Origin of the sequence: Curtobacterium uvaldense (assembly GCF_028307415.1) — a bacterium.
In the GTDB taxonomy this organism is placed as follows: Bacteria; Actinomycetota; Actinomycetes; order Actinomycetales; family Microbacteriaceae; genus Curtobacterium.
This window is the reverse complement of the sequence record NZ_JAQMHU010000007.1, coordinates 21,660-36,911: the sequence shown is the minus strand read 5'-3', so window position 1 is coordinate 36,911 and position 15,252 is coordinate 21,660. Positions and strand designations below refer to the sequence as shown.

Here is a 15,252-nt window from a genome sequence, read left to right as displayed (position 1 = left end):
GGGGCGTCGTCGTGCGGGTGCTCCGGCCCGTCAGGCCGCCGGTCGAGCAGCGTCGAGCCGGGCGACGTCCTCGTCGCGGAGCTTCACCGTCGCCGCGACGACCGAGTCCAGGATCGACTGCGGCCGCGACGCACCCGGGATCGGGATCACCACGTCGCTCTTCTGCAGCTCCCACGCCAGCGCCACGACCTGCGGCGACACGTCGCGCTCGCGGGCGATGACGGCGAAGTCCTCGTACGCGGTCCCCAGGTCGGCGGCCTTCGCGATGCCACCGAGGGGGCTCCACGGCAGGAACGCGATGCCGAGCTCGTCGCACAGCTCGAGCTCCGGCTCGCTCGACCGGAACGCCGGTGAGAACTGGTTCTGCACCGAGACGAGGCGGCCGCCCAGGACCTCGTTCGCCTCACGGATCTGGTCGGGGTCGGCGTTCGAGATGCCCGCCATGCGGATGACGCCCTCGTCGAGGAGCTCCGCGAGTGCCCCGATCGAGTCCGCGTAGGGCACCGACGGGTCCGGCCGGTGGAACTGGTACAGGCCGACGGCGTCGACACCGAGGCGCTTCGCCGAGGCCTTCGCGGCCTCCTTGAGGTACTCCGGTCGGCCGTCCTGCGCCCACGCGCCCGGTTCCGGCCGCAGGTGGCCGCCCTTCGTGGCGACGAGCACCGCGTCGGTGTCGCCGTGGAACTCGCGGATCGCCTTCGCGATGAGCTCCTCGTTGTGCCCGACCTCGTCCTTGGCCGCCTGGTGGTAGGCGTCCGCGGTGTCGATGAGGGTGACGCCCGCCTCGAGGGCGGCGTGGATGGTCGCGATCGCCTGTCGCTCGTCGGGCCGCCCCTCGATCGACATGGGCATCCCGCCCAGTCCGATCGCGCTGACCGACACGTCTCCGATGACTCGTTGCTTCATGCGCCCAGCTTGCGCCGGTCGACCGGGGCGACGCCCAGCGTGCGCGGACGGGACAGGCCGACGGGACCGCCGGACGGGAGGCCCGTGGCGGCCCCGCCACGCGCCTCCCGTCCGGCGGACGCCGCGCTAGGGGAGCTGCAGTGCGGTCACCTGGCCGGCCCCCGTCGCCGGGTCGGTCGCCTGCGCGAACACGACCCCGCCCCCGGTGACGACCACGATCGCCAGGACGAACCCGAGCGCGGCGATCCACCACGACGAACGACGACGCACCCAGGCGCCGACCGCGAGCACGACCGTCGCGACCCCGATGACGAAGGACCCGCCGACCGCGATCGCGGCGCCGCCGAGGAAGCGGCCCGGCGAGCACCCCGTGGCCGCGTCGCAGCCCGCGGTGGCCGAGACGACCGCGATGATCCCGACCACCAGGGTGAGGAGCGTCAGGAGGGCACCGGCTGCGAGCAGGAGGACGGTCGACACCCGGTCGGCGACCCGGCCCGCGGGGAACAGCGTCGTGCCGCCACGCGCCCACGCGGCGCGTTCGGTGCTGCCCGGGCCGGACTGGGACGGACCCGAGGGTGAGGACTGCGGCGGACCGCCGGACGGGTGCGACCAGGTCATGCGACCGGTCTACCGTGCCTCGACGCCGAACGCCCGGGCGAGCCGCTGGATCTTCTGCGCGCGGCCGAGTCGCGGCAGGTCGGAGCCGTCGCGGATGACCTGCCCGCGGGCGTCGAAGTCGTCGAGGAAGTCCTGCGCCCAGGCGACGTCGGTCGGCGTGGGGGAGATGACCTCGTTGATGACCGGCAGCTGCTCGGTGTCCAGGCAGAGCTTGCCGGTCAGGCCGAGCGACACCGCCACCTGGGACTGCTCGCGGAGGATCGCGTGCGCCGAGCCGACCGTCGGGCCGTCGATCGGACCCGGCAGGTCGCCCACGCGCGAGGCGACGACGAGCCGGGAGCGCGGGTAGGCCATGGCGAGCGTGTCGGCCGAGGTGCCGGTGTCGCGGCGGTAGTCACCCGAGCCGAAGGCCAGGCGGAAGGCGCCCTGTGCCTTCGCGATCGACGTCGCCTCCTCGATGCCGAGCGCCGACTCGACCAGGGCGATCACCGGGGTGTGGCCGCCGAGCCGGTGCCACGTGTCGGTGACCTGCGCGGGGGACTCGGTCTTCGCGAGCATCACGCCCTGCAGGCCCGGGAGGCCGCGGAGCTCCTCGACGTCGTCCGCCCAGAAGTCCGTCGTGACGTCGTTGATCCGGACCCAGGCCTCACCGCCGCCCGCGAGCCACGAGGCCACGGTCGTGCGGGCACCCGGCTTCGCGGCGGGGTCGACGGCGTCCTCGACGTCGAGGATGATCTGGTCGGCGCGCGACCGCTGTGCCCGCTCGAACCGGTCGGCGGCGGTGCCGGGCACGAGGAGCCACGACCGGGAGATCTCGGCGGGGACCGACCGACGCCGGTCCGGCCGGGCCGACGAGGGTGCGGGGGCGGACGGGGCGGTGCGGTCGTCGATGGCCATGCCACGTTGCTACCACACCGGCCCGTCGGACCCCGTACCGGGCCCGCACGGAAAGCCGGAAACGTCGGGTCATTGCCAGGGAGGCCGCCCGCTTCCGCCTACAGTGTCGGATGTGTGGCGAGACAGGGTGACCGACGGCGCGGACGACGCGGATGACGACGTCCCCGTCCAGGGTGCCGACGCGCCCGAGGACGGGCGCGAGCAGCGGGAGGGCGACCGGAGCGACGAGCCGGACCGCACCCTGCGGCCGGAACTGCAGCTCACGAGCCCGCAGGCGATCAGCCTGGGCGACCCGCGCCTCCAGGCCGGCAACGCCGCCGAGCCCACGTGGGACGCCTGGCGGACGCAGCTGACCGGTGTCGGCGGGACGAGCCCCCTCACGCACTTCAGCGACCACCCGCGTGCCCGGATCGAGCTGTCCACCACGCACCCCGGCGGACTCGCGCAGTTCATCACCGGCAAGACGACGCTGCTCTCGAGCCTGATCCGCGACGAGGTTGCGCTGCGCGCCGCGCGTGTCGCGGCCGCCCAGGTCGAGGCGAAGGGAACCGAGCTCGCGACCGTGCGCGGGATCGACGCCGTGAAGCTCGGCATCGGCATGGCCGACTGGCAGCACGGCGACGAGCACTTCCGCGGCCCGGTGCTGCTCCGCCCGCTCGCGATCCGTCGGCACGGCCGTGACTTCGAGGTGCGCCTGCTCGGCGAGCCGGTGCTCAACCCCGGGCTGGCCGACGCGCTGCACGAGCAGTACGGCGTCATCCTCGACGCCCAGTCCTTCGTCGCGCTCGCGCAGCAGGACGGTTCGTTCACCCCGAACCCCGTCATCGACCGGCTCCGCGGGCTGACCGCGCACATCCCCGGCTTCTCGGTGCACGCGCGCCTGGTCGTCTCGACCTTCGCCGAGGTCGCCAGCGGCATGGTCGAGGACACCGGCGACCTGTCCCACCCGGTGCTCGACGCGCTCGCCGGCAACCCGAGCGCGAAGTGGCAGGTCGAGCAGTCCTACCACCCGGTCGAGCAGACCCCGTCGGACGAGCGCAGCCCGGAGACCGACACGCTGCTGCTCGACGCCGACGACGAGCAGGAGAACGTGATCGCGCAGATCACGGCGGGCAACTCGATCGTCGTGAAGACCCTGCCGGGCACCGGCGGGACGCAGACGATCGTCAACGCGCTCGGCGGCCTCGTCGCGGCGAACAAGCGCGTCCTCGTCGTGAGCCCGCGGCGGGCGACCCTGCGGGGCATCGCCGCACGCTTCGCCGAGGTCCAGCTGCCGGGCGTCGCCGTCACGCCGGGCACCCTGCGCCGTGACGTCGTCCGGGGCATCGCGCGCAACGAGAAGGCCGCGCGTCCGAACCTCCGCGAGGTCGACGACGCCCTGGTCCGGCTCCGCAAGGTCCTCACCGACTACCGCGGCTCGCTGACCCGCGTCGACCCGGACTTCGGCGTCTCGGTGCTCGACTGCCTGGTCGAGCTGTCCCGGCTGTCGCTCCTGCCGGTGCCGCCGTCGACGACCGCCCGACTGTCGAAGCGGTCCGTGACGAGCATGGTCGAGGGCCGTTCGCGCGTCGCCGAGACCATGGTCAGCGCGGCAAACCTCGGCGAGTTCCGCTACGGCCCGGACGACTCGCCCTGGTACGGCGCCAAGTTCGGTTCGAGCGACGGCGCGCAGCGGGCGCACAAGACCGCGAAGGACCTCGACGCCGACGGCCTGCCGACGCTGCTGCGCCGTGCGCACGACCTCGTGGCGTCGACCCACATGCGGCAGTTCACGACGATCAACGAGCTCGGCATCTACCTCCGCCTGCTCACCGAGATCCGGGACACCCTCGACCGCTTCCTGCCCGTCGTCTTCGACCGGTCGGTCTCGGAGCTCGTCGCCGCGACGGCCCCTCGTGGCGAGGGCGCCCCGATGTCGTCGACCAACCGTCGTCGGCTGAAGAAGCTCGCGCGTGAGTACGTCCGACCGGGCGTGCACGTGTCCGACCTGCACGAGGCGCTGACCCGTGTGCAGCAGCAGCGCGTGCTCTGGCAGCGCTACGTCGCGGCCGGCGTGAACCCCGAGGTGCCCACGGGCATCGGGGACGTGCAGGTGCTCTTCTCGAACGTCGTGCAGGACCTCGCCCGACTCGACGAGCCCCTCGGCCGGACCGAGCGGGACCGCCAGCTCGCGAACCTGCCGATCGACGAGCTCGTCCCGACGGTCGCCCGCCTGGCCGAGGAGTCCGACGTCCTGCACAACCTGCAGGAGCGCACCGAGCTCATGCAGACCCTGCGGGACCTGCAGCTCGAGCCGCTCATCACCGACCTGGCACACCGCCACGTGCCGGACACCCAGGTGCCGGCCGAGCTCGAGCTCGCCTGGTGGCAGTCCGCGCTCGAGACGATGCTCGAGTCCGACCGGGCGCTGCTCGGCGGCAACACCGACATGCTCGACCGGGTCGAGGCCGACTTCCGGCTCGTCGACGACGCCCACGCGGCCGGGGTCTCCCAGGGCCTGGCGTGGCAGCTCGCCGAGAACTGGAAGGTCGGACTGGTCGACTGGCCGGACGAGGCGACGTCGCTGAAGACGCAGCTCAAGGAGGGCGCGATCACCTCGCGCCTGCTGCAGGACTCCGCGCCGCACCTGTCCCGGTCGATCGCGCCGGTCTGGCTCGCCTCGCCGTACGAGGTCCCCGAGATCGCCGACACGATGCCGTTCGACACGGTGATCCTCGTCGACGCCGGTGCCGTCACCATCGCCGAGACCGTCGGCGCCGTCCGTCGCGCTCGCCAGACCGTCGTGTTCGGCGACCCGGTGACGCAGACCCCGTCGCCGTTCCGGATCGCGGTCGACCCCGACCACCGGGCACTGCAGGTGGACGAGGGCACGCTCGACGCCCTGCACGCCGACTCCGCGCTCGCGAAGCTGTCGACGCTCCTGCCGACCCTGTCGCTCACGCGGTCGTACCGCGCCGGCGGCGAGGACCTCGCCGAGCTCGTCAACCGCCGCTTCTACGGCGGCCGCATCGAGTCGCTGCCGTGGGCCGGTTCGTTCCTCGGCCACGGCTCCATCGCGATCGACTACGTCAGCGACGGCAAGGCCGTGCCGGACCCCGAGTCCGGGGCGGTCGAGAGCGTCGACGCCGAGGTGGACCGCGTGGTCCGGCTCGTCACCGAGCACGCCCGCACCCGCCCGACCGAGTCGCTCATGGTGATCACGGCGTCGGCGAAGCACGCGGTGCGCGTCGAGCAGGCCGTCCTGACCGCGGCGCAGGGCCACAAGGACCTCACCGAGTTCGTCATCGGCGACCGCGCCGAGCCGTTCATCGTCGCGACGCTCGAGCAGTCCGTGGCACAGAGCCGCGACCGCGTCGTGTTCTCGATCGGGTACGGCCGGACCCCGCACGGCCGCGTGCTGCGCGACTTCGGTCCGCTCGGCAAGCCCGGCGGGGAGCGTCTGCTCGCCGTCGCGATGACCCGAGCGCGCCGGTCGATGGTCATCGTCACGTGCTTCCAGCCGTCGGACATCGAGGCCGAGCGGATGGGCCACGGCACCGTCGCGCTGGCCGAGATCCTCGCCGAGGTCCGCGCGCGCACCGCCGCCGAGTACGTGCCCGACGACTCCGACCCGCTGCTCGTCGACCTCGCCCGACGACTCGAGATGCGCGGCATCCCCGTCGCACTCGGTCACCGGGGCAAGCTCGGCCTGGTCGCGGCGCACGGCGGCGTCTGCGTCACGATCGAGACCGACGCGTCGCTCGTCCGAGGTTCGCTCCGCGAGTCGCTGCGGCTCCGTCCCGAGGTGCTCCGCCGACTCGGGTGGCACTACGTGCGCGTGCACGCGTTCCAGCTGTTCTCCGACCCGGACCGCGTCGCGGACACCGTGGCGTCGGTGCTCGGCGTCGACCGTGGAGCGACGCAGGAGATCTCGATCCCTCCGATCCCCGCACGCCGATGACCCGGTCGGAGACGCATCCCCGCGTGCCCGCTCCGGGCCCCGCTCGCCGGTGAGCGGGTCCCGGCGCGCGTCCCGCGCGGCCGGTCCGGTGACGGCGGGGACGGACCAGCTGGTGGGCTCGTGGACGCGGGCCGACGACGTGACGGAGGTCGAGCCTCCCGTCCGTTCCGCAGATGACGGTGGCGGAACCGGCACCGACACGACCGACCGGCCGGGAGGCTCTCCCCGCCGCACCAGGCGCGTCACCACCGCGCCGGTGCCGGGCTACGACCCGGCCGCGCCGCCGGAACCGGCCCGCCACCGCGACGGGGAGAACGACGCCCAGCTGCTGCGCGACGTGCCCCCACACTGGTGACGGGTAGCCTGGGGTCGATGACTGACACCGCGCGACGGCGACCCGACTGGCAGACGTGGCCGAACCTGATCACGCTGGTGCGCTTCCTGCTCATCCCGGTGTTCATCGGCTTCGTCGTGGCCGGCCACCCCGGCTGGGCGCTCGTCACGCTCGTCGTCCTCGGTGTCAGCGACTGGGCGGACGGCTTCATCGCGCGTCGGTTCGACCAGGGCTCGAAGCTCGGCAAGGCGCTCGACCCGATCGCCGACCGCCTGGCGATCATCGCCATCGTGCTGTCGCTCGTGCTCGTCGGCCTGCTGCCGTGGCCGAGCGTCGCGATCATCGTCCTCGTGGACGCGGTGCTCGCGCTGCTGTCCGGCCTGTGGTTCCGCGGCAACCCGGACCTCGACGTCACGTGGACCGGCAAGGTCCGATCCGCGCTGCTCTTCGTCGGTCTGCCGCTGCTGCTGTTCTCGTCGACGTCGTGGGCATCGCAGCACGACTGGATCCGGGTGCTCGCGCTCGTCTTCGTCTGGGCGGGCACGATCGGCCACGTCGTCGCCGGCGTGCAGTACGCCCGGGCCCTCGCCGCGAAGCACCGCGCGACGGCCCGCACCGCCTGACGCGGACGCGCGCGGCGCGGGCGTCCGGCCCGCGCCGTCCGGCCCCGTCGAACCAGGAAACCGACGTCGAACCGGCCCCGGAGGCTGGTTCGACGTCGGTTCCGTGGTTCGGGACGCCCGCGGCTAGAGCTTCGTCGAGCCGCTGATCCCCGGTCCCTCGGGAGCGGTCGACGGGGCGACGTGCGCACCGCCGCCCGACGCCACCGCGTCGCCGTTCTGCGTGCGGAGCAGGTCGCGGATCTCGAGCAGCACCTCGACGTCGGTCGGCGGGACGTCCTGCGGCGTCTGCTGCTCGTCGTTCTTCACCCGCTCGAAGGCGAGCTTCTTGAGCCGGTTGACCGGGACCACCAGGGCGAAGTACACCACCGCCGCGACGATGACGAAGTTCAGGACCGCGCCGATGATCGCGCCGAACAGGATGTCCGCCGAGTCCCCGGAGACGGTGGGGATCGACACGACGAGTGCCTTGTCCAGGCTCGACGCGTTGAAGACCGCGCCGATCAGGGGGTTGATGAGCGAGTTCACGATCGCGGTGACGATCGCGGTGAACGCCGCACCGATGACGACCGCGACGGCCAGGTCGATGACGTTCCCGCGGAGCAGGAACTCCTTGAAGCCCTTCACGTGAGCCTCCTTCCGTGTCGAGGAGACCCCACCGTACCGACGGAGACGAGCCCTCGTCAGGAGGCGCTGGGCGCGGCCGGCTTCGACTCGGTCTTCTTCGGCTCCGCCTTCGCCGGCGTGCTCGACGACGGCGAGGACGACGAGGACGACCCCGACGACCCCTCGGCCTTCGGCGTCGACCGCGAGTCGGTGCGGTAGAAGCCGCCGCCGTTGAAGGTGACGCCGACCGGCGAGAACACCTTGCGCAGCGCACCGCCGCAGACGGGGCACTCGGTCAGGGTGGCGTCGGAGAACGACTGCTTGACGTCGAAGGCGTTGTCGCACTCGGTGCAGCGGTACGAGTAGGTGGGCACCCTAGCTCCGGAAGGTGATGATGCGCGACGGCGTGATGATGCCGTCGACGGGTTCGTCGTGGGCCTCGCGCGGGACCTCGTCGAGGTACTCCGCGTCGAAGATCACAGCATAGACGGGCGGCCGGTTCGCCATCGACCCGAGCGTCTTGTCGTAGTAGCCGCGGCCCCAGCCCATCCGGCATCCGTCGTGCCCGACCGCCGCCGCCGGGGTGAGGATCGCGTCGACGTCCCCGAGCGCGAGCGGGGAGAGCACCTCGCCGACGACCTCGGGCATGCCGTGCAGGCCCTCGTGTTCGGAGACCCCGTCGTCGACTGCCCAGTCCAGCAGGCCGTCCTCGCGGGTGATCGGGAGCAGCACCCGGACGCCGTGCTCCTGCGCCCAGCGCAGGAAGGGTCGGACGTCCGGCTCGTCGGGCGCCGACAGGTAGAGCGCGAGCGAGCGCAGCTGCCGTTCCTCCACGAAGCGCTGCAGCGTCGACGTCAGGGCGGTCGTGTCGGTGTCGCGCTCCGTCGTGGTCCGGGTGCGCCGCCGCTGCCGGAGCTCGGCTCGCAGGGCGCGCTTCTCGTTCCCGAGGTCGGCGGTCATGGCGGGGAGTCTACCGAGCGCGGGTTTGCGGCTTCCCGCCGTGGGGCGCGGGATGCCGTGTCCTCCGAAGTGCCCATGCCGGGACCCAGTGGGCGTCCGGTACGTTCGCTGACATGGGCTTCCAGATTTCGAAGGCGGTGATCCCGGCCGCAGGCCTGGGCACGCGCTTCCTCCCCGCGACCAAGGCGATGCCGAAGGAGATGCTCCCGGTCGTCGACAAGCCGGCGATCCAGTACGTGGTCGAGGAGGCCGTGGGCGCCGGGCTGACCGACGTGCTCATGATCACCGGGCGCAACAAGAACGCGCTCGAGAACCACTTCGACCACGTGGCCGAGCTCGAGGAGACCCTCAAGAAGAAGGGCGACCACGAGAAGCTGCAGAAGGTCAACCAGTCGACCGACCTCGCCGACATGCACTACGTCCGTCAGGGCGACCCGCTCGGCCTCGGCCACGCCGTGCTCCGCGCGAAGATGCACGTCGGCCGCGAGCCGTTCGCCGTGCTGCTCGGCGACGACATCATCGACGCCCGCGACCCGCTGCTCAAGCGCATGATCGAGGTCCAGGGCGAGAAGAACGCCACGGTCGTCGCCCTGCTCGAGGTCCCCGAGTCGCAGACCCACATGTACGGCATCGCCACGGTCGAGGAGACCGACACCGACGACGTCGTGAAGATCACCGGCCTGGTCGAGAAGCCCCCGCAGGGCGAAGCCCCCTCGAACCTGGCCATCATCGGTCGCTACGTCATCCGCCCCGAGGTCTTCGACGTCCTCGAGAAGCAGGAGCCGGGCAAGGGTGGCGAGATCCAGCTCACCGACGCGCTCATGAAGATGGCGGGCGCCGAGGAGTGGACCGGCGGCGTGTACGGCGTCGTGTTCCGTGGACGCCGGTACGACACCGGTGACAAGCTGGACTACATCAAGGCGATCGTGCAGCTCGCCTCGGACCGCGACGACCTCGGCCCCGACCTCAAGGCCTGGCTGAAGGACTTCAACGCGGGAGAGTAGCCACCCCGTCACGAACGGGTCCGGGGTCCGCCCCGGGCCCGTTCGTGCGTCCACCCGGTCGAGCGCCGGGCACCGGAGGAACCACAGCGATGACGACGATCCCGACCCTGTCCCACGGGCGGGTCACGATCCGGCCCCTCCGGCTCCGCGACACCCGTGACCTCGACGTCGCCCTCGCCACGAACCGCTCGTGGCTGCGGACGTGGGAGGCCACCAACCCCTCCGGACACGTCTCCACCGACGTCCGCGGCAGCATCCGGGCACTGCAGGCCAACGCCCGCGCCGGGCTCGGTCTGCCGTTCGCGATGGAGCTCGACGGTCGCTTCGTCGGCCAGCTCAACGTGTCCGGCATCACCTACGGCTCGCTCGCCAGTGCGTCCATCGGCTACTGGGTCGTCGAGGGGGCGGCCGGGCACAACGTCACGCCGATCGCGGTCGCGATGGCGGTCGACCACTGCTTCCGGGTCGTCGGCATCCACCGCATCGAGATCTGCATCCGTCCGGAGAACGCGCCGAGCCTGCGGGTCGTCGAGAAGCTCGGCTTCCGGTTCGAGGGCCTGCGCCGCCGGTACATCCACATCAACGGCGACTGGCGCGACCACTTCTGCTTCGCCCTCGTCGCCGAAGAGGTGCGCGAGGGCGTCCTCGACCGCTGGGTCGCCGGTCGCGTCCCGCACGGGGCGGGCAGCGTCCCGGCCTCCGCCCGTGAGGAGGCGGCGACCCCGCTCGACACCCGACCGCGCATCTGACGGTCGTCCCGTCGTCCTGTCACGTCGGCCTGGAGGCGCGACCCGCGTCCCACGGATTCGGTCGCGACTCGCGCAACACGCGTCCGGCAATGGGCGGTCCGGGGAACGCGCACCCCTACCGTGTCCCCATGGCAGGTATCGGCTCCTGGGGCGGCGGCATCGTCCTGCTCATCGCGGCCGTGCTCTGGGTCGTCTACCTCATGCCGTCGTGGGCGGCTCGTCGGCAGTACCTCGCCACCGAGCGGAACGCGATCCGGCTGCAGCAGACGCTGCGCATCCTCGCGCAGACCGCCGAGCTCCCCGACGAGGTCCGGGTCGAGATGAACGCGAAGTCCCTGGCCGAGGCGCAGCGCGTCGCCCGGTCGGAGGAGGCGAAGCGGGCCGCGATCGTCCGAGCGCACGAGGCCGCGCGGCAGCGTGAGATCACCCGGCGCCTCGCGGAGCAGCAGCCCCAGCTCGAGCGGGTGTCGTCCGTCCCCGCACTCACGGCCATGCGGATGCGCCGCTCCCGGCTCGGTGCGACCCTCTTCGGCGCGCTCGGTGTCCTCGTCGCGGCGGTCGTCTTCGTCGCGGCCCCGGGCGCCTGGCTCGTCGGTGTCGCCGGGCTCGTCGCCGCCGGTGGGTCCGCGGCGGTCCTGGCGCAGCTGCACCAGGTCGCCCAGGCGCGGAAGGCGCGTGCCGCGGCGGGCGCTGCGGCGGTGACCCGTGCCTCCCGGCCGTCGACCGCGTGGACGGACCCGGCACCGCCGCTGTCCACCGAGCAGCCCGCCGAGCCGACGCGCGACCGGAGCTGGACGCCGGCCAGCGTGCCGAAGCCCCTGTACGTCGAGCGCCCCGCGGCGCCCGCGCCGTCGCCGGAGTCGTCCGCCGAGCTCGCTGCCCGGCTGCGCGAGCGCGTGGCCGAGGCGAAGGCCGAGGCCGAGGCCGAGGCGGCTGCCATCCGGGCGGGGGAGACCGACCCGACGCTCGCGCGGGTGTCCCGGATGCGGTCCGACGTCGAGGAGGCCGCCGCCTCACTCTCCGCCCACGACCAGGGCCGTCTCGCCGAGCGACTCGGGCTCCGTGCCCCGGCCGGGGAGGCGGCGCCGTCCCGCCCCGCCGGATCGCCTGCCGCCGGATCGCCTACCGCCGAGCCCGCCGTCGCCGCCGAGCCCGAGCAGCCGGCGACGCAGAGCCGCTGGGCCGGCATGGGGGTCATCGACGACGAGGCGTACCGGCAGACCGACCTCGACGCGGTCATGCGTCGACGCCGCGCGGTCTGACACCGTCCACGCGCGGCACGCCCGGGCGTGGCGGGCCGATTTCGGTTCGCGCTCCCGGTGGTGCTAGTGTGGTGGAGCACTTGGGGCTATGGCGCAGTTGGTAGCGCGTCTCGTTCGCAATGAGAAGGTCAGGGGTTCGAATCCCCTTAGCTCCACCAAGCAGCAGCGAAGGGCCACCCGATCGGGTGGCCCTTCGTCGTTCCTCCGCGAGCGCGTCAGCTCGGCACGCTGTCCGTCAGGACGCCGGCCTGCGCGAGCGACGCGTGGATCGCGTTCGCGGCCTGCTCGAACGCCCGGTTGCCGCGGGCCACGCCGAGTGCGCCGCCCTTGACCGCGGACCGGCCCGAGCCGCGGAGCAGTCGCGCGACGGTCCGGCCGTCGGGCGCGACCATCAGCTGCACGTCGAGCCGGGTGTGGAACGTCCGGTCGTTCAGGAAGCCGCCGACGAGCAGGGTGAGGCCCAGGCTGCCGCGGGTGCCCAGCAGCGTGCCCTGGTCGCCGTCGGTGATCGTGTAGCCCTCGCGGACGAGGGCGTCACGGACGATCGTGCGGGTGGACTCGGGGTCGGCGGCGACGAAGAAGTCGTGGCTCTCGGGCATGTGCGGGTCGATCCTTCCGGTGGATGGTGTGCTGCCAGCGATCCTGCCGTACCGTCGCCTACCCTGGTCCGGTCATGACTGCCTCGTTCACGCGCCGTTCCCTGCTGTCGCTCGCCGGCGTCGCCGGCATCGGGGTCGCCGTCGCGGCCTGCTCCCGCGCCGACGACGCGTCGTCGGGCGCGACCACCCGCGCCGGCGACGGGCCGAGCGGCGCGTCGCCCGGGTCGTCGTCCTCCGGCTCGTCGAGCGCCCGCCCCGCGGCGACCGCGGTCGAGCCCGCGCAGGTGCCGCTCGCCGGTGGTGTCACGGTGACGGTCACGGGGACCGGCCTCGCCGCGGTGCAGGGGGTCACGGTCGGCGGGGTCGCGGCGCGGGACGTGCAGGCCTCGGCGACGACCGTGACCTTCACGGCGCCGCACCAGGCGATGTACACGGCGGGGTCGGCTGACGTCGCGCTCTTCACGTCGGCGATCGAGCCGAGCCCGTCGGCGAACCGGTCGTCGGACGGCAACGGCAGTGCCGCCAACGACGGGCAGGCCGGCGCCACGCAGGACCAGGCCACCGCGACGCCGACCCCGACGGCCGCGCCGGTCCCGGACGCCTCGACCGCGGTCGCGACGACCTCGGTGGCCTACGCGGCACTGACGGACGTCGACCGGCAGCTCGAGTACGCGATGCGGTACTGGGCGGACTACAACCTCGCCGAGTACGGCACGATGAACCCGATCGGCGGGGACTGCGCGAACTACGTCAGCCAGACGCTGATCGCCCGTGGGTGGGAACAGCGCGACGACTGGTACAGCCGGTCCGGCGGTGCGCAGCACAGCGCCACGTGGACGTACTGCCCGGCGATGGACCCGTGGATGACGGCGAACGCGGCGACCTTCGGGTTGACGCGACGCTCCCTCGACGAGCGCAGCAAGGTCAAGGTCGGCGACATCGTGTTCTACGACTGGAACGACAACCGATCGCCCGACCACGTGACGATCGTGTCCGAGGTGTTCACGGAGCCCGACGGCACGATCCGCATCAAGTCGGCGAGCCACAACCAGGACGGGCCCTACCGCGACCTGGACGAGATGATCACCGTGCAGCACCCCGGCGGCACGGCCTGGTTCCACACGTTCGACGCGTAGCGGCGACGCGGCGCGGTCACCCGCCCTGCCGCCCCGTCGGCGCCGGTCGGCGCCGGTCCCGCGGGCCGATCGCGTTGCGCCGGCGCCGGTCATGCCGGCCGATCGCGTCGCGCCGGCGCCGGTCGTGCGCACAACCGGGAGCACCTCGCGCCACGTGATCACGTGGCGCGAGGTGCTCGCCGTTGTGCGGCGGCACCCGACACCGCGTTCCGACGGGCCGCCGCGACGCGACGTGACGCGGCGCCGCGCCCTGGCCGCTGCCGCCGCGCCCCGGCCGCCGACGCTCAGGGGTACCCGAGGAACCAGAGCAGCACGATCGCGACGGGCTGCAGGCACACGCCGACGACCAGCCACACGGTCGTCCGTCGCCGCGTTCCCGTGAACACGTCGGCCCCGAGCAGCGGTGCCGTCGGCATCAGCAGGCGCGGCAGGCTCTGCTGCGGCAGGAACACGGCCACCAGGTACAGCGCGTACGCCGCGGTGAACGACACGACGTCGACGCCGAGCGCCCGTGCGCCCGGTCGGGTCCAGGACCACACCGCCCCGGCGAGGACCACGACCACGAGCACGACGCCGAGCGGGCCGAGCCACGTGGAGGCCATCGTGAACCACGGCGTGAGCGGCGCGAAGTGCTGCCGACCGACGAACCCGACCCACCACGACAGCTCGGTCGCGAGGTACGCGTCCGGCCGTCCGGTCGCCGCCGACGCCACGACGGGCCACGCCAGCCCCGCCGCCGCGACCCCGAGCCCCGCGAGGACGATCGCCACGGCATCCCGCACCGGCAGCGCCCGGCGTTCCTGCACGAGCCGGACGACCAGGTGCACCGCGAGGGCCACGGCGAGCGCGAGCACCCCCGGCTTCGTGAACGCGGCGACGAGACCGAGCGGCAGCACGAGCCAGTACCGCCGACGCACCAGGGCGAGCAGTGCGCCGAAGAGCAGGAGCAGGAACGTGCTCTCGGCGTACGCCACCTGCAGCAGGAACCCGGTCGGCGCGAACGCGAAGAGCGCCGTCGCCCGGGTCGCCCGCCGCTCGTCGGTCACCGCGCGCACCAGGCGCCAGAGCACGATGCACGTGCCGGCGCCCGCGAGCGTGGCGACGAGCACGCCTGCGGCCCAGAAGGACCCGCCGACGAGCGGCTGGACGAACCGTGCGAGCGCCGGGAACACCGGCAGGAAGGCCCACGGGTTCGGCAGCACGTGACCCGCCGCGTCGGTGGGCAGCGTCGTCGGGTAGCCGTGCTCGGCGATGGTCCGGTAGAACGACGCGTCCCACGACCCGAGGAACGCCGTGAACGTCCCCTCGCGTCGGACCGACGCGAACCGCCACCCGTGCGCGGTGGCGAGCAGCCAGACCGTGAGCAGCAGGACGGTGCTGACCACGCGGGAAGCCAGCCACACGACGAGCGGAGCGGTCCACCCGCCGTGCCGTCCCTCCAGGCCGACCGTGAGCACACGACGGACGCGGGACGGCAGCCCCGGCCGGGAGGCACGGGTCGTCTCCGCCAGGTCGGTCACCGCCCGAGTCTCCCACCTCCGCAGCCGCCGCCCGTTGTCCGGTCACCGCACCTCCAGGATCCGTCCGGGCGACGGGCGTTGCATCGAGCACGTTCCCTGGA

General features: G+C 73.0%; 14 protein-coding genes and 1 tRNA gene. 7 read left to right on the top strand and 8 right to left on the bottom strand.

The features are described 5' to 3' along the window. Window positions 1–30: 30 nt before the first annotated feature. From PIJ49_RS05960 to PIJ49_RS05950, 3 genes are all read right to left on the bottom strand, one after another. Window positions 31–906, bottom strand: coding sequence for an aldo/keto reductase (locus PIJ49_RS05960; RefSeq protein WP_066656468.1), 876 nt, complete (start codon window positions 904–906; stop codon window positions 31–33). A gap of 126 nt (window positions 907–1,032) precedes the next feature. Further along, window positions 1,033–1,524, bottom strand: coding sequence for a DUF6264 family protein (locus PIJ49_RS05955; protein WP_066656466.1), 492 nt, complete (start codon window positions 1,522–1,524; stop codon window positions 1,033–1,035). Between the two features lie 9 nt (window positions 1,525–1,533). Further along, window positions 1,534–2,421 (bottom strand): HpcH/HpaI aldolase/citrate lyase family protein, encoded by an 888-nt coding sequence (locus tag PIJ49_RS05950; RefSeq protein WP_200884115.1) that lies wholly within the window; start codon window positions 2,419–2,421, stop codon window positions 1,534–1,536. A 112-nt stretch (window positions 2,422–2,533) separates the two neighbouring features. Between PIJ49_RS05950 and PIJ49_RS05945 the strand changes: the two genes are divergently transcribed. Further along, window positions 2,534–6,361, top strand: coding sequence for an ATP-binding protein (locus tag PIJ49_RS05945; protein WP_081985099.1), 3,828 nt, complete (start codon window positions 2,534–2,536; stop codon window positions 6,359–6,361). Window positions 6,362–6,733: 372 nt separating this feature from the next. Beyond that, window positions 6,734–7,318 carry a CDP-alcohol phosphatidyltransferase family protein gene (locus PIJ49_RS05940; protein WP_251160892.1) on the top strand — a complete coding sequence of 195 codons (585 nt, stop codon included), beginning with the start codon at window positions 6,734–6,736 and terminating at the stop codon, window positions 7,316–7,318. A 123-nt stretch (window positions 7,319–7,441) separates the two neighbouring features. Here the strand turns inward: PIJ49_RS05940 and mscL are convergent, their stop codons facing one another. The 3 genes from mscL to PIJ49_RS05925 are packed head-to-tail and all read right to left on the bottom strand — an operon-like array spanning window position 7,442 to window position 8,881. Beyond that, complete coding sequence (mscL, locus tag PIJ49_RS05935) at window positions 7,442–7,942, bottom strand: large conductance mechanosensitive channel protein MscL (RefSeq protein WP_066656454.1); 501 nt, start codon at window positions 7,940–7,942, stop codon at window positions 7,442–7,444. A gap of 56 nt (window positions 7,943–7,998) precedes the next feature. After that, window positions 7,999–8,295, bottom strand: coding sequence for an FmdB family zinc ribbon protein (locus PIJ49_RS05930; protein WP_251155753.1), 297 nt, complete (start codon window positions 8,293–8,295; stop codon window positions 7,999–8,001). A 1-nt stretch (window position 8,296) separates the two neighbouring features. Further along, window positions 8,297–8,881 (bottom strand): 5-formyltetrahydrofolate cyclo-ligase, encoded by a 585-nt coding sequence (locus PIJ49_RS05925; RefSeq protein ID WP_066656450.1) that lies wholly within the window; start codon window positions 8,879–8,881, stop codon window positions 8,297–8,299. Between the two features lie 113 nt (window positions 8,882–8,994). Here PIJ49_RS05925 and galU point away from each other — a divergent pair, with 113 nt between their 5' ends. The 4 genes from galU to PIJ49_RS05905 all read left to right on the top strand — a co-directional run bounded on the left by galU (window position 8,995) and on the right by PIJ49_RS05905 (window position 12,054). Then, the gene (gene galU, locus PIJ49_RS05920) at window positions 8,995–9,885 is read left to right on the top strand and encodes a UTP--glucose-1-phosphate uridylyltransferase GalU (RefSeq protein ID WP_066656448.1); all 891 of its coding nucleotides are present in this window, start codon (window positions 8,995–8,997) and stop codon (window positions 9,883–9,885) included. Window positions 9,886–9,974: 89 nt separating this feature from the next. Next, entirely contained in the window at window positions 9,975–10,634 is a 660-nt protein-coding gene (locus PIJ49_RS05915; RefSeq protein ID WP_066656446.1) for a GNAT family N-acetyltransferase, read from the top strand. 128 nt (window positions 10,635–10,762) lie between these two features. After that, window positions 10,763–11,896 carry a hypothetical protein gene (locus PIJ49_RS05910; protein ID WP_271826081.1) on the top strand — a complete coding sequence of 378 codons (1,134 nt, stop codon included), beginning with the start codon at window positions 10,763–10,765 and terminating at the stop codon, window positions 11,894–11,896. A gap of 82 nt (window positions 11,897–11,978) precedes the next feature. Beyond that, window positions 11,979–12,054: transfer RNA gene (locus PIJ49_RS05905), tRNA-Ala, on the top strand. A 57-nt stretch (window positions 12,055–12,111) separates the two neighbouring features. Here the strand turns inward: PIJ49_RS05905 and PIJ49_RS05900 are convergent. After that, a complete protein-coding gene (locus PIJ49_RS05900) occupies window positions 12,112–12,495 on the bottom strand; it encodes a hypothetical protein (protein WP_271826080.1) in 384 nt (127 codons plus the stop codon). A 74-nt stretch (window positions 12,496–12,569) separates the two neighbouring features. Here PIJ49_RS05900 and PIJ49_RS05895 point away from each other — a divergent pair, with 74 nt between their 5' ends. Continuing rightward, window positions 12,570–13,631 carry an amidase domain-containing protein gene (locus PIJ49_RS05895; protein WP_271826079.1) on the top strand — a complete coding sequence of 354 codons (1,062 nt, stop codon included), beginning with the start codon at window positions 12,570–12,572 and terminating at the stop codon, window positions 13,629–13,631. A gap of 284 nt (window positions 13,632–13,915) precedes the next feature. Here PIJ49_RS05895 and PIJ49_RS05890 read toward each other — a convergent pair whose 3' ends face one another. Further along, window positions 13,916–15,151, bottom strand: coding sequence for a putative hexosyltransferase (locus tag PIJ49_RS05890; RefSeq protein WP_271826078.1), 1,236 nt, complete (start codon window positions 15,149–15,151; stop codon window positions 13,916–13,918). Window positions 15,152–15,252 lie beyond the last annotated feature (101 nt).